16 protein-coding genes are annotated in these 18,246 nt (G+C 69.7%); 14 read left to right on the top strand and 2 right to left on the bottom strand.

What is annotated here, in order from left to right; genetic code table 11:
* Positions 1-28 precede the first annotated feature (28 nt).
* The 4 genes from rluD (at position 29) to clpB (ending at position 5,720) form a co-directional block, all read left to right on the top strand.
* Positions 29-970: a 23S rRNA pseudouridine(1911/1915/1917) synthase RluD gene (gene rluD, locus CCR79_RS11875; protein WP_201173067.1), complete on the top strand. Its 942-nt coding sequence runs from the start codon at positions 29-31 to the stop codon at positions 968-970.
* Entirely contained in the window at positions 963-1,715 is a 753-nt protein-coding gene (gene pgeF / locus CCR79_RS11870) for a peptidoglycan editing factor PgeF (RefSeq protein WP_201173064.1), read from the top strand. Before rluD ends, pgeF begins: the two co-directional genes overlap by 8 nt.
* 2 nt (positions 1,716-1,717) lie before the next feature.
* Complete coding sequence (locus tag CCR79_RS11865; RefSeq protein WP_201173061.1) at positions 1,718-3,004, top strand: diguanylate cyclase; 1,287 nt, start codon at positions 1,718-1,720, stop codon at positions 3,002-3,004.
* A gap of 103 nt (positions 3,005-3,107) precedes the next feature.
* Entirely contained in the window at positions 3,108-5,720 is a 2,613-nt protein-coding gene (gene clpB, locus CCR79_RS11860; protein WP_201173056.1) for an ATP-dependent chaperone ClpB, read from the top strand.
* A gap of 6 nt (positions 5,721-5,726) precedes the next feature.
* On the opposite strand, the gene CCR79_RS11855 is transcribed toward clpB, so the two are convergent.
* Positions 5,727-6,599 (bottom strand): SDR family NAD(P)-dependent oxidoreductase, encoded by an 873-nt coding sequence (locus tag CCR79_RS11855; protein WP_201173053.1) that lies wholly within the window; start codon positions 6,597-6,599, stop codon positions 5,727-5,729.
* A gap of 85 nt (positions 6,600-6,684) precedes the next feature.
* On the opposite strand from CCR79_RS11855, the gene CCR79_RS11850 reads away from it, so the two are divergent.
* From CCR79_RS11850 to aspS, 5 genes are all read left to right on the top strand, one after another.
* Complete coding sequence (locus tag CCR79_RS11850) at positions 6,685-7,320, top strand: hypothetical protein (protein WP_201173040.1); 636 nt, start codon at positions 6,685-6,687, stop codon at positions 7,318-7,320.
* Between the two features lie 84 nt (positions 7,321-7,404).
* Entirely contained in the window at positions 7,405-7,761 is a 357-nt protein-coding gene (locus CCR79_RS11845; RefSeq protein WP_201173038.1) for an FmdB family zinc ribbon protein, read from the top strand.
* A gap of 79 nt (positions 7,762-7,840) precedes the next feature.
* Positions 7,841-9,310 (top strand): circadian clock protein KaiC, encoded by a 1,470-nt coding sequence (gene kaiC, locus CCR79_RS11840; protein ID WP_201173036.1) that lies wholly within the window; start codon positions 7,841-7,843, stop codon positions 9,308-9,310.
* On the top strand, positions 9,307-9,588 hold the full coding sequence (locus CCR79_RS11835) for a circadian clock KaiB family protein (protein ID WP_201173032.1): 282 nt from the start codon (positions 9,307-9,309) through the stop codon (positions 9,586-9,588). The genes kaiC and CCR79_RS11835 overlap by 4 nt, the downstream gene beginning before the upstream one ends.
* Positions 9,589-9,683: 95 nt before the next feature.
* Positions 9,684-11,468, top strand: a complete 1,785-nt coding sequence (gene aspS, locus CCR79_RS11830) for an aspartate--tRNA ligase (protein ID WP_201173024.1) — start codon at positions 9,684-9,686, stop codon at positions 11,466-11,468.
* A 15-nt stretch (positions 11,469-11,483) separates the two neighbouring features.
* On the opposite strand, the gene CCR79_RS11825 is transcribed toward aspS, so the two are convergent.
* Entirely contained in the window at positions 11,484-12,689 is a 1,206-nt protein-coding gene (locus tag CCR79_RS11825; protein ID WP_201173021.1) for an FAD-dependent monooxygenase, read from the bottom strand.
* Between the two features lie 339 nt (positions 12,690-13,028).
* On the opposite strand from CCR79_RS11825, the gene CCR79_RS11820 reads away from it, so the two are divergent.
* The 5 genes from CCR79_RS11820 to CCR79_RS11800 form a co-directional block, all read left to right on the top strand.
* Entirely contained in the window at positions 13,029-13,532 is a 504-nt protein-coding gene (locus CCR79_RS11820) for a hypothetical protein (RefSeq protein WP_201173018.1), read from the top strand.
* 79 nt (positions 13,533-13,611) lie between these two features.
* Positions 13,612-14,070 carry an RrF2 family transcriptional regulator gene (locus CCR79_RS11815; protein ID WP_201173015.1) on the top strand — a complete coding sequence of 153 codons (459 nt, stop codon included), beginning with the start codon at positions 13,612-13,614 and terminating at the stop codon, positions 14,068-14,070.
* 124 nt (positions 14,071-14,194) lie between these two features.
* On the top strand, positions 14,195-15,490 hold the full coding sequence (gene hcp, locus CCR79_RS11810) for a hydroxylamine reductase (protein ID WP_201173012.1): 1,296 nt from the start codon (positions 14,195-14,197) through the stop codon (positions 15,488-15,490).
* A gap of 276 nt (positions 15,491-15,766) precedes the next feature.
* Positions 15,767-17,899: a TonB-dependent receptor plug domain-containing protein gene (locus CCR79_RS11805; protein ID WP_201173010.1), complete on the top strand. Its 2,133-nt coding sequence runs from the start codon at positions 15,767-15,769 to the stop codon at positions 17,897-17,899.
* 16 nt (positions 17,900-17,915) lie between these two features.
* Positions 17,916-18,246: hypothetical protein (locus CCR79_RS11800; protein WP_201173008.1), on the top strand; the 331-nt coding region annotated here is incomplete at its 3' end.

The following is an 18,246-nucleotide window of genomic DNA, read 5'->3' as shown; positions in this document are numbered from 1 at the left end:
AGCGATAGCAAAGGCTCGTACTATACGTATGGAACGACCCCGTCACCAAGCCGACGTCCCCGAGGAACTGGCCGGGCAGCGTCTGGATCGGGCCCTGGCGGCCCTGTTTCCCGATTATTCACGCAGCCGCCTGCAGCAGTGGGTGAAGGCCGGCTGGATCACCGTCGACGGCGCCGTGCGCCGTCCCCGCGATCCGGTTTACGCCGGCGAGCGAATCCACGTCGATGCCGAGCCCGAGCCGGAGACCCCGCTGGCCCCGGAGCCCATCCCGCTGCGGCTGCTCTACGAGGACGGGGATCTGCTGGTCGTGGACAAGCCGGCGGGGCTGGTGGTTCATCCGGGGGCCGGCAATCCGGGCGGCACCCTGGTCAACGCGCTGCTCCACCACGATCCGGGGCTCGAAGCCCTGCCACGGGCCGGCATCGTGCACCGGCTGGACAAGGAGACCTCGGGGCTGCTCGTGGTGGCGCGGACCTACGCCGCCCACCATGCCCTGGTCGCGCAGCTGCAGGCGCGCACGGTGGGGCGCGGCTACCAGGCCGTGGTGGTCGGCCGCCCCACCGCCGGGGGGCGAGTGGACGCCCCCATCGCCCGCCACCCCCGGGACCGCAAACGCATGGCCGTGGTGGCCACCGGTCGCCCGGCGGTGACCCATTACCGGGTCGCGGAGCGCTTCAGCGCCCACACCCTGCTCGACGTGGAACTGGAGACCGGCCGCACCCACCAGATCCGCGTGCACCTGGCGCACGTCCGGCTGCCGCTGGTGGGTGATCCCGTCTACGGCCGTCGGCCGGTTTACCCGCGGGGCGCGAGCGACACCCTGCGCGCCGTCCTCGACGGCTTCCGCCGCCAGGCCCTGCACGCCCGCCATCTGCGCCTCGAGCACCCGCGCACCGGCGAGACCATGCACTGGGAGGCGCCGCCGCCGGAGGACTGGCACCACCTGCTGGAGGCCCTGCGCCATGGATGAGGTGGACGGTGGCCTGTTCTTCAAGCCCCGGTGGCCGGCGCCGGAGGGTGTGCGGGCCCTGAGCACGCTGCGCTGCGGCGGCTGCAGCGCCGCGCCGCGCGACAGCCTCAATCTGGCCGAGCATACCGGGGATGACCCGTCCGCCGTGGCCGCCAATCGGCATCTGCTGCGCACCCGCGCCGGTCTGCCCGCCGAGCCCGTGTGGCTGGAGCAGGTCCACGGCACCGAGGTGGTCGCCGCGCACCGGGTCGCCCCCGGCGCACGTGCCGACGCGGCCTGGACCGATCGCGCCGGCGTGGTTTGCGCCGTGCTCACCGCCGACTGCCTGCCGGTGCTCCTCGCCGCCGGGGACGGGCGGGCGGTGGCCGCCGCCCACGCCGGCTGGCGGGGCCTCGCCGCGGGCATCCTCGAGGCCGTGGTGGCGGCGCTGCCGGTGCCGGCCGGCGAACTCCACGCCTGGCTGGGGCCGGCCATCGGGCCCGACGCCTTCGAGGTAGGGCCGGAGGTGGCCGAGGCGCTGCGCGCACGGGATCCGGCTGCGGCCGAGGGGCTCACCCCCGCGGCCGGTGATCGCTGGTACGCTGACCTCTACAGCCTGGCTCGGAGTCGCCTGCGGCAGGCCGGGGTGACATCGGTCCACGGTGGCGGCTGGTGCACGCACACGGATCGGGCGCGTTTTTTCTCCCATCGCCGGGACGGATCCACCGGCCGGATGGCGAGCCTGATCTACCGAGAGGAGCCGTGAGCATGTCCGAGGAGCAGTACGCCGCCGGCCGCATCCTGGTGGTGGAGGACAGTCGCTCCGTGGCCGGCTGGTTGGCCGGGCGCATCGAGGACGCCCTGGGGCTGAAGGCGCTGGTCGCCGGCAGCCGCGCCGCCGCGCGGCAGCTGCTGGAGCATGACGGTGAACGGATCGTCGCCGCCGTGCTCGATCTCGACCTGCCGGATGCTCCGCGCGGCGAGGTGGTCGGGGACCTGGTGGAGCGCGACATCCCCTCCGTGGTTCTGACCGCCACCATCGAGGACGACCTGCGCGATCAGCTGGTGGGGGCCGGGGTGTGCGACTACATCCTCAAGGATGCCCCGGACGCGGTGGACTCGGTGCTGCGTACCCTGCAGCGCATCCACCGCAACCGGTCCATCGGCGTGCTGGTGGTCGACGACTCCCGCTCGGCCCGCGAGTACCTGGTGCACCTGCTCAGCCGCTGGGGGTTCCGCTGCTACCAGTCCGGCAATGGCCAAGAGGCGCTGGAACGGATCACCTCGGATGAGGACGCCACCATCCGCCTGGTGCTCTGCGACCAGAACATGCCGGGCATGGACGGCATCACCCTGATCCGCGAGCTGCGCCGCCGGCACGCGGCCCCGCGGCTGGGTATCATCGGTGTCTCCAGTCACGGCTCGGGGCTGCTCTCCGCGCGGCTGCTCAAGGCCGGGGCCGACGACTTCCTGACCCGCCCCTTCCTGGAGGAGGAGCTCAGCGTCCGCGTCAACCAGAACGTGGACCTGATGGAGCTGCTGCGCGAGGCCCGCGAAGGGGCCCGGCGCGACCCGCTGACCGGGTTGCACAATCGGCTCTACCTCGACGAGATCGCCGATCAGCTCGGCGAGACAGCGCGGCGGACGCGGCAGCCGCTGGCGGCGCTGGTGGTCGATCTGGATCACTTCAAGGCGATCAACGACCGCCTCGGCCACTTCGGCGGCGATACGGTGCTCCAGCGGGTGGCTGCGCAGCTGCGCGAGACCGTCCGCCGCGCCGACGTGCTCATCCGCTCCGGCGGCGAGGAGTTCTTCATTGTCACCGTGGGGATCGATGGTCCCGGTGCCTGGACCCTGGCCGAGCGTATCCGCAATGGCATCGAGACCCTGGAGCTGGTCTACGAGGGCGAGACCGTGGCCCTCAGCGCCAGCGTCGGCGTGGCCGTGCTCGACGGCGGCTCCGTCGAGGAGGTCCTGAAATCCGCCGATCTGGCCCTCTACGAGGCCAAGCGCCAGGGCCGCAACCGTGTCGCCGGCCTGCCCGCGCCGGATTGAAAACCCGTCGCCGCTGCCCCATCTATCCTGACAAGAAACCAGCCACCGCCGCAGCGCGGTGGAGCGGATTGTCGGCCCGTGATGCGGCCAAGGGGGTAGAGACATGCGGATGGACAAGCTGACCACCAAATTCCAGATGGCCATCGCCGAGGCGCAGAGCCTGGCGGTGGGGCGCGACCACCAGTTCATCGAACCGGTCCATCTGATGCTGGCCATGCTCGATCAGGAGGGCGGCGGCGTGCGTCCGCTGCTCCAGCAGGCCGGCGTCAACCTGAACAAGCTGCGCTCGCAGCTCGGCGAGGCTCTCGAGCAGATGCCGCAGGTCTCCGGCACCGGCGGCGAGGTGCACCTGTCCAACGAGCTGGGGCGGCTGCTCAATCTCACCGACAAGCTCGCACAGAAGCGCAAGGACCAGTACCTCTCCAGCGAGCTCTTCGTGCTCGCCGTGCTCGAGGATGGCAAGAGCCGGCTGGCGAAGATCCTCGAGCAGGCCGGTGCCGCGCGGGAGCCCCTTGAGCAGGCCATCGAGCAGGTGCGCGGCGGCCAGGCGGTGGATGATCCCAACGCCGAGGACCAGCGCCAGGCGCTGGAGAAGTACACCATCGACCTGACCGAGCGCGCCGAGCAGGGCAAGCTCGACCCGGTCATCGGCCGCGACGACGAGATCCGGCGCACGGTGCAGGTCCTCCAGCGCCGGACCAAGAACAACCCGGTGCTCATCGGTGAGCCGGGCACCGGCAAGACCGCCATCGTCGAGGGCTTGGCCCAGCGCATCGTCAACGCCGAGGTGCCCGAGGGGCTCAAGAACAAGCGGGTCCTGTCGCTCGACCTCGGTGCACTGCTCGCCGGGGCCAAGTACCGCGGCGACTTCGAGGAGCGGCTCAAGGCGCTGCTCAAGGAGCTCGGTCAGCAGGAGGGGCAGATCATCCTGTTCATCGACGAGCTCCACACCATCGTCGGCGCCGGCAAGGCCGAAGGCGCCATGGACGCCGGCAATATGCTCAAGCCGGCGCTCGCCCGGGGCGAGCTGCACTGCATCGGTGCCACCACCCTCAACGAATACCGCGAGAACATCGAGAAGGACGCCGCCCTGGAGCGCCGCTTCCAGACGGTCCAGGTGGATGAGCCGAGCGTCGAGGACACGGTGGCCATCCTGCGCGGGCTCAAGGAGCGCTACGAGGTCCACCACGGTGTCGAGATCACGGACCCGGCCATCGTCTCCGCGGCGACGCTCTCGCACCGCTACATCACGGATCGCAACCTGCCGGACAAGGCCATCGACCTGGTCGATGAGGCGGCGTCGCGGATCCGCATGGAGATCGACTCCAAGCCGGAGTCGATGGATCGCCTCGAGCGCCGGCTGATCCAGCTCAAGATCGAGCGCGAGGCGCTGCGCAACGAGGAGGACGACGCCTCCAGAAAGCGCCTGGCGACCCTCGAGGACGAGATCAACGAGCTGGAGCAGGAGTACGGGAACCTCGAGGAGATCTGGAACTCCGAGAAGGCCGCGGTCGAGGGCACGCAGTCGATCAAGGAGGAGCTTGAGCGCGCCCGCCAGGAGGTGGAGACCGCCCGTCGCGCCGGCGACCTGCAGCGCATGTCCGAGCTGCAGTACGGCCGCATCCCCGAGCTGGAGCGCCAGCTGGACATGGCCTCGCAGGCGGACATGTACGACATGAAGCTGCTGCGCAACCGGGTCAGCGACGAGGAGGTCGCCGAGGTGGTCTCCAAGTGGACCGGCATCCCGGTCTCGAAGATGCTCGAGGGCGAGCGGGACAAGCTCCTGCGCATGGAGCAGGCCCTGCACGAGCGGGTGGTCGGCCAGGATGAGGCCATCGCCGCGGTGGCCAACGCCATCCGCCGCTCCCGGGCCGGGCTGTCGGACCCGAACCGCCCCAATGGCTCGTTCCTCTTCCTGGGCCCCACCGGCGTGGGCAAGACCGAGCTGTGCAAGGCGCTCGCCGAGTTCCTGTTCGACACGGAAGAGGCCATGCTGCGCATCGACATGTCCGAGTTCATGGAGAAGCACTCCGTGGCGCGGCTGATCGGTGCGCCGCCGGGGTACGTCGGCTACGAAGAGGGCGGTTATCTCACCGAGCACGTGCGTCGCAAGCCGTACTCGGTGATCCTCCTCGACGAGGTCGAGAAGGCCCACGGTGACGTCTTCAACGTCCTGCTGCAGGTCCTCGATGACGGTCGGTTGACCGACAGCCACGGCCGCACCGTGGATTTCCGCAACACGGTCATCGTGATGACCTCGAACCTCGGCTCGGAGATCATCCAGAGCATGGCCGGGGAGGAGGAAGAGGACTACCAGCGGATGAAGAGCTCGGTGATGGACATCGTCGGGACCCACTTCCGTCCCGAGTTCATCAACCGTATCGACGAGGTGGTGGTCTTCCGGCCGCTGTCGCGGGAGCAGATCCGCGCGATCACCAGCATCCAGGTCGGCTACCTCAGCGAGCGGCTGGCCGAGCGAGACATGGCGCTCGAACTCAGCGAAGCGGCCCTGGACCGCATCGGCGAAGCGGGCTTCGACCCGGTCTACGGCGCCCGCCCGCTCAAGCGGGTCCTGCAGCACGAGGTCGAGAACCCGCTGGCCCGGGAGATGCTCGAGGGCAACTTCGGGCAGGGCGATCGCATCCGGGTCGATGTGCAAGACGGCGCGTTCCGCTTCGAGCGCGGCGAGCCGGTGGTCGAGGGCGAGGTGGTCTGAGCCGGGCTAGCGGATGCGGCGCTCCGAGGCCGTGGCCGCCAGCAGAACCCGGTCCAGCCAGCGCGTGGGCAGCAGGCGCTTGAGGGCGGCGAAGAGATGGGTGGGAACGGTGACGTGGTAGCGGGCCTTCGGGCGCGGGTGCTCCAGGGCGTGGACCAGCTTGGTGGCCACCGCCTCGGCTTCGAGCGTGAAGGGCGTCGAGGCCCCGGCGCCGGCCAGGCGCTGCTCCACCGCACGATAGGTGGCAGCGTGGGCGCTGTTCTGTGGATCGATCCGGGCCTGGAAGGCGCGGTGGGCGTTGTCGCGAAAACGGCTGGCGATGGGTCCGGGCTGGATCAGGCTCACGTGGATGCCGCTGCCGCGCAGTTCTTGGCGCAGGGCGTCGGTGAGCCCCTCGAGGGCGAACTTGGAGCAGACGTAGGCGCCGCGGTAGGGCAGGGCGATGAAACCGAGTACCGAGCTGTTTTGCACGATGCGCCCGTGGCCCTGGCGGCGCATGTACGGCAGCACCCGCGTGGTCAGTTCGTGGGTGCCGAGCAGGTTGGTCTCTAGCTGCTCGCGCAGCGTCGCCCGGGAGAGATCTTCCACCGCGCCGGGCTGACCATAGGCCCCGTTATTGAACAGGGCGTCGATGCACCCGCCGGTGCGCTCGGCGACCTGCTCCACCGCGCCCTCGATGGAAGCGCTGTCGGCCAGGTCCAGCACCAGGGCGTCCTCCCAGCCGGCCTCGCGCAGGCGGGCCACGTCCTCGCTGCGGCGGGCGCTGGGGAAGACCCGCCAGCCGCGCCGGGCCATGTGCGCTGCAGCGGTCTCGCCGATGCCGCTGGAACAGCCGGTGATCAGCAGCGCGGGGCGGTGATCGGTGTGGTCGTCGTTCATGGCCCGACAGGCTAAAGCCTGCGCCCGCCGATCTCCACATCGGGTATCCTGTCGCCTCTTTGAGCACCGGTCGCGTGAGGCGGGCATGACGCCAGGGCGAATCCTGCGGATCCTTGGGGTTGCGGTGCTGCTGGTGGTGCTGGTCGGATGCGCCCATCGCCCGCAGCCATCGGACATCGACGACATTTGCGTCATCTTCGAGGAGAACCCCGAGTGGTATGATCACGCCCGGCGCTCCGAGGAGCGCTGGGGGACGCCGATCCCCATCCAGATGGCCTTCGTCCATCAGGAGTCGTCGTTCATCGCCGACGCCCGCCCGCCGCGGCGCCGGCTGCTCGGGATCATCCCCTGGCGCCGGCCGAGTTCCGCCTACGGCTACGCCCAGGCGCAGGATCCGGTCTGGGGCGAATATCGGGAGGATGCCGCTCACTGGGACGCCCACCGGACCCGGATGCGCGACGCGCTGGATTTCATCGGCTGGTACAACCAGCGCACCCGGGAGCGGGTCGGGGTCGATCTGGACGACCCGAGGCGGCTGTATCTGGCCTATCACGAGGGGCACGGCGGGTACCGGCGGGGCACGTACCGCCAGAAGCCGACCCTGCAGCGCGTCGCCCGCAATGTTGAGTCCCGGGCCCGGCGCTACGAGCAGCAGCTGGCCGAGTGCGAGGACGAGCTGCAGTGCTGGCGGTGGTATCAGTTCTGGCCCTTCTGCCGCTGAGCGGGCGGGCCTTGTTTTCAGCCGTGGCAGTCCCCATTCAAAAGCCGTCACGGCTTGGGTGGTTGACCAGGAGGGAGAGGATCGATGCCGATTTACGAGTATGAGTGCTGTGGCTGCGGCCACCGTCTCGAGGCCATCCAGTCCGTATCGGACGGCCCGCTGACCGACTGTCCCGAGTGCGGCCAGGCGTCGCTCAAGCGGCTGGTCTCGGCGGCGGCGTTCCGCCTGAAAGGCGGCGGTTGGTACGAGACCGACTTCAAGTCGGGCCAACGCAAGAACGTCGCCGAGGGGGGCGGCAATGGCGCCGACAAGGGCGGCAGCGACAAGAGCAGTGACAAGAGCGGCGACAAGTCGGCGTCATCGGCGGGCACCTCCGCAGGCAGTGGCGGTGGGCAGTCGGGGGCTGCGGCGGCTGGCTCCTCCGGTTCTGCTTCCAGCTGAAACGCCGCGGCGCCGGCCTTGGACCCCGTCGGCGCTTTTTGGCACGCTGCCAGACGGGCAGCCCACCTCGGAGCAAGGCATGGCACAAGGCAGCACCTCCGCGAGCGAACGCGCCCGGCGCAGCAGCGCCGCCCGGCGCGGGGCGCAGACCGCGGCCACTGGCATTCAGGGTCTGGACTTCATCCTCGACGGCGGGCTACCCGAGGGGCAGCCGACGTTGCTGCGCGGCGGCCCGGGGGCCGGCAAGACGGCGATTGCGCTGACCTTCTTCTGCCACGGGCTGGAGCAGGGCGAGCCATCGGTGCTGGCCACCTTCGACGAGTCGCCGGAAGCCCTTACGCGCCACGCCCACGCGCTCGGCTTCCCGCTGGACGAGCACCTGGCGGCGGGGCGGGGGCGCATCCTCGACATGCGCCCCGATCGCTCCGAGTTGGTCTCCGGCGGTGAGGTCGAGCTGACGGCGCTGCTCGCGCGCATCGGCTACGCCCTGGACGCCCTCGGCGCACGGCGGCTGGTGGTGGACGCCATCGACGGCATGGACGAGAGCTTCGCCCCGGGCAACAGCCTGCGCGCGGAATTGACCCGGGTGTTTGACTGGATCCGCGAGCGCGACGCCACCACCCTGATCACCTCCGGCGAACACTCCGGCTTCAGCGAGCGCTTCGGGCTGGAGGATTACATTGCCGACTGCGTCATCCTCCTGCGCCAGGAGGTGCGCTACCGGCGCATGACCCGCCTGCTGCGCATCCTCAAGCGCCGCGGTGGCGGACACGGCACCAACGAGTTCCCCTTCCTCCTCGATCACGAAGGGGTGTTCCTGTCCCCGATCACCGGTACGCGGCTCGAGGCCCGGCCCTCCTCGGAGCGGCACACCACTGGCGTCGAGGGCCTCGACGCCATGCTCGGGGGCGGCGGCCCGTACCGCGGCTCGGCGGTGATGGTCTCGGGGCAGTCGGGCACCGGCAAGACGAGCTTCGCCGCAGCCTTCGCCGCTGCCGCGTGCCGGGCCGGCGACTCCGTGCTCTACCTCAGCTTCGAGGAGGCCACCGAGGAGCTGCTGCGCAATCAGCGCAGTGTGGGCCTGGATCTGGCGTCGTGCATCGATAGCGGCCGGCTGGTGCTGGAGCCGCTGCTGGCGGTGGAACTGGGCTGGGAGGAACACCTGCTGCGGGTGATGCGCTCGGTGCAGGGGCAGGCCCCGGGCGTGGTGGTCCTCGACCCGGCCAGCGCGCTGGGCGATCCCCACGACGACCGCCAGGGCAAGGAGATGCTGCTGCGCCTGTTCTACATGCTCAAGCGCGAGGGTGTGACCGTCCTGGCTACGGAACTGCTGCCCGACTACAGTGATGGCGTCAGCAACATGGATGTCTCCTCCATTATCGACGTCTGGATCAAATTGCGCCGCGACGAGCGTGACGGCAGGTTGTGCAGGCTGCTGAATGTCGTTAAGGCGCGCGGTCTGCCGACCTCGGACCGGGTTCTGGAGTACTACCTGTCCGGAGACGGCGTGCACGTGGCCAATGGTGCCGAGACGGGGGGAGCGTCGTGAGCGAGCTGGTCCTGCGGCTCTACATCGCCGGGCGGACGCCGGCGGCGGAACGAGCCATCCGCAACCTTGAACGCATCATCCGGGAGGCCTACGGCGACGACGCCTCCTGTGACCTGGAAGTGATCGATATCCTCGAGCGCCCCCAGCTGGCCGAGGACGAGCGCATCCTGGCCACTCCGGTGGTCATCAAGAAGCTGCCGCCCCCCGTGCGCCGGGTGGTCGGCGACCTCTCCGAACGAGAAAAGGTGCTCATCGGGCTCGACCTCAAGGAGGGCTGAGCGTCCCGCCGCGTTGCGACCCGTTTGCTTGCACCCCCCGGGGGGCGTGCTTACCATTGCCCCCCTTTGGCCCGACCACCAATCCGGAAAAAACCATGCGTAGTCACTACTGCGGCGAGATCTGCGAAACCCACCTGGACACTGAAGTCACGCTCTGCGGCTGGGTGCACCGGCGGCGGGACCACGGCGGCATCATCTTCATCGATCTGCGCGATCGGGCCGGCCTGGTGCAGGTGGTGGTCGATCCCGACACCGAGGCGGCGTTCGCTGCCGCCGACCGCGCTCGCAACGAGTACGTCCTGCGCATCACCGGCCGCGTCCGGCACCGCCCGGAGGGCACCGAGAACCCGGACCTGCACTCCGGCCGGGTCGAGGTCCTGGGCCAGGCGGTGGAGGTGCTCAACACCGCCAAGACCCCGCCGTTCCAGCTCGACGAGCACGAGCAGGTGGGCGAGGACGTGCGCCTGCGCCACCGCTACGTGGATCTGCGCCGTCCCGAGATGCAGCAGCGACTGCAGCTGCGCGCCCGGGTGAGTTCGGTGATCCGTCGCCACCTGGAGGACGAGGGCTTTCTCGACATCGAGACGCCGATGCTGACGCGGGCCACCCCCGAGGGCGCGCGCGACTACTTGGTGCCCAGCCGCACCCACACCGGCCGCTTCTTCGCGCTGCCGCAGTCGCCGCAGCTGTTCAAGCAGCTGCTGATGATGGCCGGCTTCGACCGCTATTACCAGATCGTGCGCTGCTTCCGTGACGAGGACCTGCGCGCCGACCGCCAGCCGGAGTTCACCCAGCTCGACATGGAGGCCGCCTTCGTCGACGAAGAGGCCGTCATGGGGGTCACCGAGCGGATGCTCCGCCAGCTCTTCCGCCAGGTCCTCGGCGTCGAGCTGCCCGATCCCTTCCCGCGCATGCGCTACGCCGAGGCCATGGACCGCTTCGGTTCCGACAAGCCGGATCTGCGCATCCCGCTCGAACTGATCGAGGTGGCCGACCTGGTCCGCGACGTGGACTTCAAGGTCTTCTCGGCGCCGGCGCAGGATCCGCGTGGCCGCGTGGCGGCCCTGCGCGTACCCGGCGGGGGGGCGCTGACCCGCAAGCAGATCGACGACTACACCGAGTTCGTCGGCCGTTACGGCGCCAAGGGGCTGGCCTACATCAAGGTCAACGACCCGGGCCAGGGCGTGGAGGGGCTGCAGTCGCCCATCGTCAAGTTCCTCACCGAGGACGCCGTACAGGGTATCCTCGAGCGCACCGGCGCCCAGGCGGGCGATGTGGTCTTCTTCGGCGCCGACCGGGCCAGCGTCGTCAACGACGCCCTCGGCGCGCTGCGGGTGCGTATTGGCCACGACATGGAACTGGTCGAGGACGCCTGGCGCCCGCTGTGGGTGGTCGATTTCCCGATGTTCGAGTACGACGAGAAAGACGGGCGTCTCTACTCCCTGCACCACCCGTTCACCGCACCGTGTGTCCAGGACCCGGCCGAGCTGCAGCAACAGGACGCCGAGGCGCTGGTCTCGCGGGCCTACGACTGCGTGCTCAACGGCGTCGAGCTCGGCGGCGGCTCGATCCGTATCCACGACCCGCAGATGCAGCAAGCGGTCTTTGGGCTTCTGGGTATCGGCGAGGAAGAGGCCCGTTCCAAGTTCGGCTTCCTGCTCGACGCCCTGCAGTACGGCTGCCCGCCCCACGGCGGGATCGCTTTCGGCATGGACCGGCTGGTCATGCTCATGGCCGGCGCCGACTCGATCCGTGAGGTCATGGCCTTCCCCAAGACCCAGACCGCCACCTGCATGCTCACCGAGGCGCCGGCCGAGGTGGGCGAGGCGCAGCTGCGCGAGCTGGGCATCCGCCTGCGGCGGGTCAGCGGCTCCGAGTAGCCGCCCGGCGCCGCGTCAGCCGGCCCACCGCCCGTGGCTGGCGTAGCGCAGGGCGAGGCGCTTGGCCGGCCCGGCGTGGTCGGCCAGGCGCAGCCCAAAGCGGCGCAGAGAGGCCAGGCGCCGGCACGGGGCGCCGAAGAGCCCGTGGATGGCCGTCATCGCCGACTGCATCAGTTGGTTGTCCTGGCGTCGCTCGCGGGCGTAGGCGCTGAGCACCCGCGGGTCGTCCGGTGCGTAGCCCGCCTCGACCGCTGCCGACACGTGGCGGGCCAATGCCCGGGCGTCCCGCAGCCCCAGGTTGACGCCTTGGCCGGCCAGCGGGTGGATGGTGTGCGCGGCATCCCCGATCAGGACCAGGCCCGGCGCCTGGTAGCAGTGGGCGTGCTGCGCCCGGATCGGGAAGTTGGCCCGCTGCACCACCGACTCGATCCCGCCGAGTTCGGCCGGGAAGGCCGCCTCGATGCTCTGGCCCAGCTGCTCCGGCGCCAGCTCGGCGAGTTGCCGAGCCCGGTCCGGGGTGGTGTACCACACCAGCGAAGCCCGCGAGCCGAGCAGTGGCAGGAAGGCTTGCGGTCCCTCGGGCAGGAAACGCTGCCAGGTGATGTCCTGCTGTCCCGGCCGGGTGGTCACCTCGGCGACGACTGCGTGCTGGCGATAGTCGCGGACCGTCACCGGGATCCCCGCCGACTGGCGCAGCCGTGACTGCGCACCGTCGGCGGCGATGACCAGGTTGCCGTGGACCCGGCGGCCGTCATCGAGGCGCACCGTGGCGCCGAAGGGGGCCGGCTCCAGGCGGCTGGTCTCGTTCGGGCAGTACCGGTGGACCGTGCCGGCGTGCTCGAGCACCGACCAGAGCGCGTCCTGGACCAGGTCGTTCTCCACGATGTGCCCGAGGTGATCGGTGTCGGGGCCGAGCTCCCCGGCGGTGAAGGTCAGCCGGGCCGGGCTGTCATCGTCCCAGACCTGCAGCCGCCGGTAGGGGCAGGCGCGGGTGGTGCGGATTGCGTGCCAGGCCCCGAGCTCATCGAGGTAGTGCTCCGAGCCGAGGTTCAGTGCCGAGACCCGGAGGCGGTAGGGGGTGCCGGCGTCGACGGGCTTGGGGCCGGTGGTCTCGATCAGTCCCACCCGCCAGCCGCGGCCGGCGAAGTCGGCGGCCACGGCGGCGCCCACCATGCCACCGCCGACGACCACCACATCGTGGCAAAGCCGGGGCGTGTTCACCTGCGACCTCCCGCATCATGGTTCCCAGCCTGCAATGTAGCCCAGCGCGCGCACGCTGTCAGGCGGGTCCGCCGCGGCGACCGCATTCCGCGGGCTGCCCGAGCGGGTGTCAAAAAAACCGACGAATGGCCGCTCGCGTCTTCATCCGTGCCGGGCGGCGGGGGGGGCGTGCCAGGCCGCGGCTCAGCCGTCTGTCTGGAAATCTTACAAATCCAGCTCAAGGGCCGGGCATTGCGGCGCGGAGCGCCCGCCGGGCACCGCCTGCAGCGCATTGGCACGGAACCTGCTCAAGCAAGGGAACCTGCACTGGAGCAGTCACCCACACGGAGCAACCCTGCCATGTCGGCGATCCGGACCCCGCGAGAACTCGATACCCTTTGCACCTGCCTGACCAGCGAGGCGCAGTTCCAGAGCATGCAGATGATCCTGGCGCTCAACGCCTCGCCCGGGGCGCTCGCCGCCGAGCGGGCGGCGGTGGTCCGGCTGATCGATTTCGCTGAGCATGTCCAGTGTCGGCTCGACGAGGCGCGCCAGGCCACGCCGCTCGATCCCCGCGGGGCGGTCGCCGCCCTGCTGATGGAGACCCGGGAGCGGCTGCAGCGTAACCACCAAGGACTGGTGGCTGCACGCAAGGTCGTGCTGGTGGACCCCCAGCTGGCGTGGCCGGCCCGCAAGCGGTGGTTCGAGGAGATCGTGCGGGCCGAGACCGAGCACGAGGTCCTCGTTGCCGTGCTCGACGGCGTGCTCTATCTGGTGCGGGACCACGACGCCGGCGTCTCGGTGGCCACCGCCCCGGACGGCGCCGACTGGCAGCAGGCGCAGGCGGTCCTGGCACGCTTCTGAGGGTGCGCGCCCGGCACGGCGAACGCGGGGCGATGGCGGTATAGGTATACTGGGTGGGTTCGATCAAGGACCCATCGCCATGGAGCTGACCTACTACACCGACTATGCCCTGCGCGTGCTCCTCTACGCCGGCGCCCAGGGCGCGCGGCGCGTGACCATGCGCGAGATCGCCGGCGCCTACGGGATCTCTCAGGAGCATCTGCGCAAGGTGGTCCATCGGCTGTCCCGCCACGGCTACCTGCACACCACCCAGGGCCGGTCGGGCGGATTGCAGCTCGCCCGCGAGCCGGCGGAGATCCGCGTCGGCGAGGTGGTGCGCCTGATGGAGGACAGCCTGGAGCTCATCCACTGCGACCGCGGTCCCTGCCCCCTGTGTGGGCACTGCTCGCTCAAACGGGTCCTCAACGGCGCCCGGGACCAATTCATCGAGTACCTGGACGGTTTCACCCTCGAACAGTTGCTTGCCGACCCCGGCACGGCGCAACAGCTGCGGCGCCTGCCCCTCAACGAGACCCCGGCCACCTTCGCCGGGGGCTGATCCACCGCCCGCGGCCGCTCGCCATCGCTGCCGGCCACCGCCGGGCCCCGGTCCCTTGACCGAGGGCAGCCGACTGGGCACTATTCGGTGTACCAAAAATACATCGTTAAGTGAGGGGGTGCCCATGTTCTGCGATCAGTGCGAGCAAGTCCGCCGTCAGGAGGCGTGCAATGTCTCCCCCGGCGTCTGTGGCAAGGATGAGGACTGCCACTCGGCGCAGCAGCTGCTGCTCTACGGCCTCAAGGGGATGGCCGCATACGCCCACCACGCCCGCCGGCTCGGCCGTCACGACCCGGAGGTGGCAGCCTTCATGGAGGAGGCGCTGTTCGCCACCATGACCAACGTCAACTTCGATCTCGAATCGCTGCTCGAGCTCTGCCTGCGCTGCGGGCAGATGAACCTGCGGGTCATGGAGATGCTCGACGCCGCCCATGTCGAGACCTTCGGTCAGCCGCAGCCGGCCACCGTACCCGAGGGTACCCGGGCGGGTCCGGGGATCCTGGTCAGCGGCCACGACCTGCTCGACCTCTACCATCTGCTCCAGCAGGTGGAGGGGACCGACATCCAGGTTTACACCCACGGCGAGATGCTGCCGGCGCACATGTACCCGACGCTCCACCAGCACCCCAACCTGGCCGGTCACTACGGCGGGGCCTGGCAGGAGCAGAAGCGCGAGTTCAAGGCGTTCCCCGGGGCCATCCTGGTTACCACCAACTGTGTCATGCCGCCCGCCGAGCGGTATGCGGAGCGACTGTTCACCACGCGCAGCACGGCGGTCAGCGGCGGCCAGCGCATCACCGACGGCGACTTCACCCCGGTGATCGAGGCGGCGCGTCGCTGCGCGCCCTGTGACGAGGCGATCACGGGCGAATCCACCGTCGGTTTCCACCACACCGTCCTGCTGGAGAACGCCGGCACGCTGCTCGAGGCCTACCAGAACGGTCAGATCAGCCAGTTCTACCTGATCGGCGGCTGCGATGGCGCCCACCGCAGCCGGAATTACTTCAACGACTATGCGGCGGCCACCCCGGCGGACAGCTTCGTGCTGACCCTCGGCTGCGGCAAATTCCGCATCCGCGACCAGTCGTTCGGTACCCACCTGGGCTTCCCGCGGCTGCTCGACATGGGCCAGTGCAACGACGCCTACGGCGCCATCCAGGTGGCTCTGGGCCTGGCCCGGGCGCTCGATTGCAACGTCAACGACCTGCCGCTGACCCTGGTTATCAGCTGGTTCGAGCAAAAGGCGGTGGCGGTGCTGCTGACACTGCTCAGCCTCGACGTGCGGGGGATCACCCTCGGGCCCAACCCGCCGGCCTTCCTCAGCGACAACCTGTTCCGGGCCCTGGCCGAGCGCTACGACCTGCGACTTACCGGCGACACCCCGCAGCTGGACGCGCAGCAGGCGGCCGCCACGGCCTGAGCTGGCGTCACCACCACCATGCAACCAGCCCATCGGCGGCGGAGCCCTGTGGCTCCGCCGTCGCTCCATGCCGGAATCAGCCCGATGCCTTTGAGCGGCTCGCCTGGGCCGTTCGATCCGGCCGCCTAGTTGGGCCGACGCTGGGGCCTGCCATGTGCGGCAGAAAGGCGCACTGCCCTCTTCCGGCCCGGTGATTGCGCTGCATCAATAGCAATGCGAAGCGTTCTCATTTAGATTACGCCCGTATCCTGCAGGCATCCGAGAGAGGGCATCGATATGACCACCTGGAAACCGGGCCGTTCCCTGATCCTATTGGGGATCTTCGGCTTGGCTGTCAGCTCTGGATGGGCGATGGCCGGCTCTGAGCAGGCGCCGGCAAGCGGCGGCGTCGATCCGGCCCACGCCAAGGTTCTGCCCGAGGTGACCGTCACCACGGGCACCCGCAGCGAGCGGGCGCGGGAGCGGAGTCCGAGCAGTGTGGAAGTCATCGACCGTGAGCAGATCGAGCGCAGCGGCGGCGCGGATCTCGGTGAGGTCCTGCGCCGCGAGTCGAGCCTGTTCGTCAGCCCCGACGGCACCCAGGCAAGCATCCGCGGGGCGCGGCGCGAGGACAACGTGATCCTCATCGATGGCCGCCGGGTCCTCGGCGAGCCCAGCCGGCGCTACGAGCTCAACCGCATCCCCACGGGGAGCATCGAGCGCATCGAGATCGTCAAGGGGCCGGGCAGCGTGCTCTACGGCGCCGACGCCCTCGGGGGCGTGATCAATGTCATCACCCGCAAGCCGGAACCCGGTCTCCATGGGGACATCGACGTGCAGGCCGGTGCCCGCACGGAGGATGCCGAGGCGGATCGTTACAAGGCCGCCCTCGGTCTGCACGGCGGCGGTCTCGACACCCGCTTCCGGGTCGACGCCCAGGCTACATCCCGGGCGGCATACAGCGAGACCGCCACGGTGCTGCCAGAGGGGCGACGGGGCATTAAGCCCGACAAGTTTGCGGATTACGACGTCCAAGAACGCTATACCATCGACGAAGACCGCCGGGACGAAGCCGACGTCTACACCCTAGCCGGTACGCTGGAGCACTTCTTCACCGATGACCTGCAGGTTACCCTGCAGGCCGATTACCTGCACGAAGAGCGGGAGCGCGACTACATCAACATCGGACCGACGCAGGTTGATGATGGGAATGACGGCGCGGTGGCGAACATCCCCGCCCGCTGGCTCGATGACAACCAGCGCCTGGGGCTCGCCGCGGCGGCGGACTGGCAGGCCACCGGGACGCTCAACCTCTTCTTCCGCAGCTACCGTAGCGTCTACGAGAAGGAGCGGATCGTCACCAGCGAGCCGTGGACCACGCTGGGCTATTCCGCGGGGGAGCGGCCCAAGGAGCGCGACCGGGACGTGACACTCACGGACTGGCGCCAGGAACTGATCGCCAGCTGGACCCCGGGGCGGGCGCACAGCGTGCAACTCGGTGCCGAGCACCGCGACCACGAGTACGAGGACCACCAGTTGGTCAGCGGCAGCGAAACCCGCTGGGATGCCGCCGCCTTCGCGCAGCACGAGTGGGCGGTTACCGACCGGCTGGATCTGGTCTACGGCGCCCGTTACGACGACAGCAGCCTGGATGACGCCGACAATACGGCGGTCGAAGGCGGCATTGTCTATGCCTTCGCGCCGGCGGCGCGGCTGCGGCTCAATTACGCCCAAGGGTACAGTGTGCCTGCAGCGCGTGATCTTTACGCCGACACGGCGCAGCCCTCTGGGAGGCGTCAGCTCGGTGCCGCCGTTGAGACGTCGGAGAAAGCCCCCCACAACCTCGATCCAGAGCGCAGCGAGAGTGTTGAGATCGGTCTCAGCGGCAGTCTCGGGGCCTTGGGCCCGGTGCGCGAGAGCCGCTACGACCTGGCGGTCTTCCACACTATCATCGAGGATCGCATCACCCGTGAACGGCGGGGCGAGCCCTATGTCAGTTTCTACAACCTTGACGACGAGGCACGGATTGGCGGCAGCGAGGGCAGCCTCGAGCTGGCCCTGCCAGCCGGGCTGCGGGTGGATCTGGGGGTGACCTGGCTCGACGCCATCGAGCGTGGCGAGCGACACGAGCTGCCCTACGCCCCGGAGTGGAGCGCCCGGGCGGCCCTGGCCGGCGAGCACGGGGAGCGCTTCGGCTGGCGGGCGCGGGTGCAGTACACCGGCTCCCATGTTGATGAGATCGACCCGGATGACCAGCAGGCGCAGGAGGCCTTCACCCAAGTGGATCTGCAGGGCCATTACCGGCCGCCTGCCTGGGAGCAGGTCCGCCTCTACGCCGGCATCGACAACGTCTTCGATACCAGCAACGATACCTCGCTCTACGCCGATCCGGGTCGCTACGCCCGGCTCGGCCTGCGGGCTAGCTTCTGAGGAGGGCTGCGATACCATGCGCAACCGACTGTCCCGGCGCACGCTTGCAGCGGCCACCGCCGTGGGTCTGATGATGGCCATCGGTGGATCGGCAGCCGACGACCGCAAGGCCATCGAACTGAGCGAGGAGGACCGGACGCACTGCCTGGAGCGCATGCGCCTGTACCTGGAGGTGAGCAACGAGATCCTGCGCGCCACGCTCGAGCCGGATATGGGGGCCGTGCGCAGCCACGCCCTGACCGCGGTGCCACATCGTTACCGGGAGGATGACTTGGCGGATGCCGAGGTACCGGCGCGGGGCGCCGGGGCGGACGGTGAAGGCCGTGGCGAGGCGGGCCAGGGCGGGG

This window comes from Halorhodospira halophila (assembly GCF_016653405.1).
Classification (GTDB): domain Bacteria; phylum Pseudomonadota; class Gammaproteobacteria; order Nitrococcales; family Halorhodospiraceae; genus Halorhodospira; species Halorhodospira halophila_A.
The sequence above is the reverse complement of the archived record's forward strand: the minus strand, read 5'-3'. Positions and strand labels throughout refer to the sequence as shown.

Bases quoted from the DNA above. Each gene is read 5' to 3' on its own strand.
- clpB (WP_201173056.1), top strand. From the start codon at position 3,108: ATGCGGATGGACAAGCTGACCACCAAATTCCAGATGGCCATCGCCGAG.
- hcp (WP_201173012.1), top strand. From the start codon at position 14,195: ATGTTCTGCGATCAGTGCGAGCAAGTCCGCCGTCAGGAGGCGTGCAAT.
- CCR79_RS11855 (WP_201173053.1), bottom strand. From the start codon at position 6,599: ATGAACGACGACCACACCGATCACCGCCCCGCGCTGCTGATCACCGGC.
- pgeF (WP_201173064.1), top strand. From the start codon at position 963: ATGGATGAGGTGGACGGTGGCCTGTTCTTCAAGCCCCGGTGGCCGGCG.
- CCR79_RS11850 (WP_201173040.1), top strand. From the start codon at position 6,685: ATGACGCCAGGGCGAATCCTGCGGATCCTTGGGGTTGCGGTGCTGCTG.
- CCR79_RS11820 (WP_201173018.1), top strand. From the start codon at position 13,029: ATGTCGGCGATCCGGACCCCGCGAGAACTCGATACCCTTTGCACCTGC.
- CCR79_RS11805 (WP_201173010.1), top strand. From the start codon at position 15,767: ATGACCACCTGGAAACCGGGCCGTTCCCTGATCCTATTGGGGATCTTC.
- CCR79_RS11815 (WP_201173015.1), top strand. From the start codon at position 13,612: ATGGAGCTGACCTACTACACCGACTATGCCCTGCGCGTGCTCCTCTAC.
- CCR79_RS11865 (WP_201173061.1), top strand. From the start codon at position 1,718: ATGTCCGAGGAGCAGTACGCCGCCGGCCGCATCCTGGTGGTGGAGGAC.
- kaiC (WP_201173036.1), top strand. From the start codon at position 7,841: ATGGCACAAGGCAGCACCTCCGCGAGCGAACGCGCCCGGCGCAGCAGC.
- rluD (WP_201173067.1), top strand. From the start codon at position 29: ATGGAACGACCCCGTCACCAAGCCGACGTCCCCGAGGAACTGGCCGGG.
- CCR79_RS11845 (WP_201173038.1), top strand. From the start codon at position 7,405: ATGCCGATTTACGAGTATGAGTGCTGTGGCTGCGGCCACCGTCTCGAG.
- aspS (WP_201173024.1), top strand. From the start codon at position 9,684: ATGCGTAGTCACTACTGCGGCGAGATCTGCGAAACCCACCTGGACACT.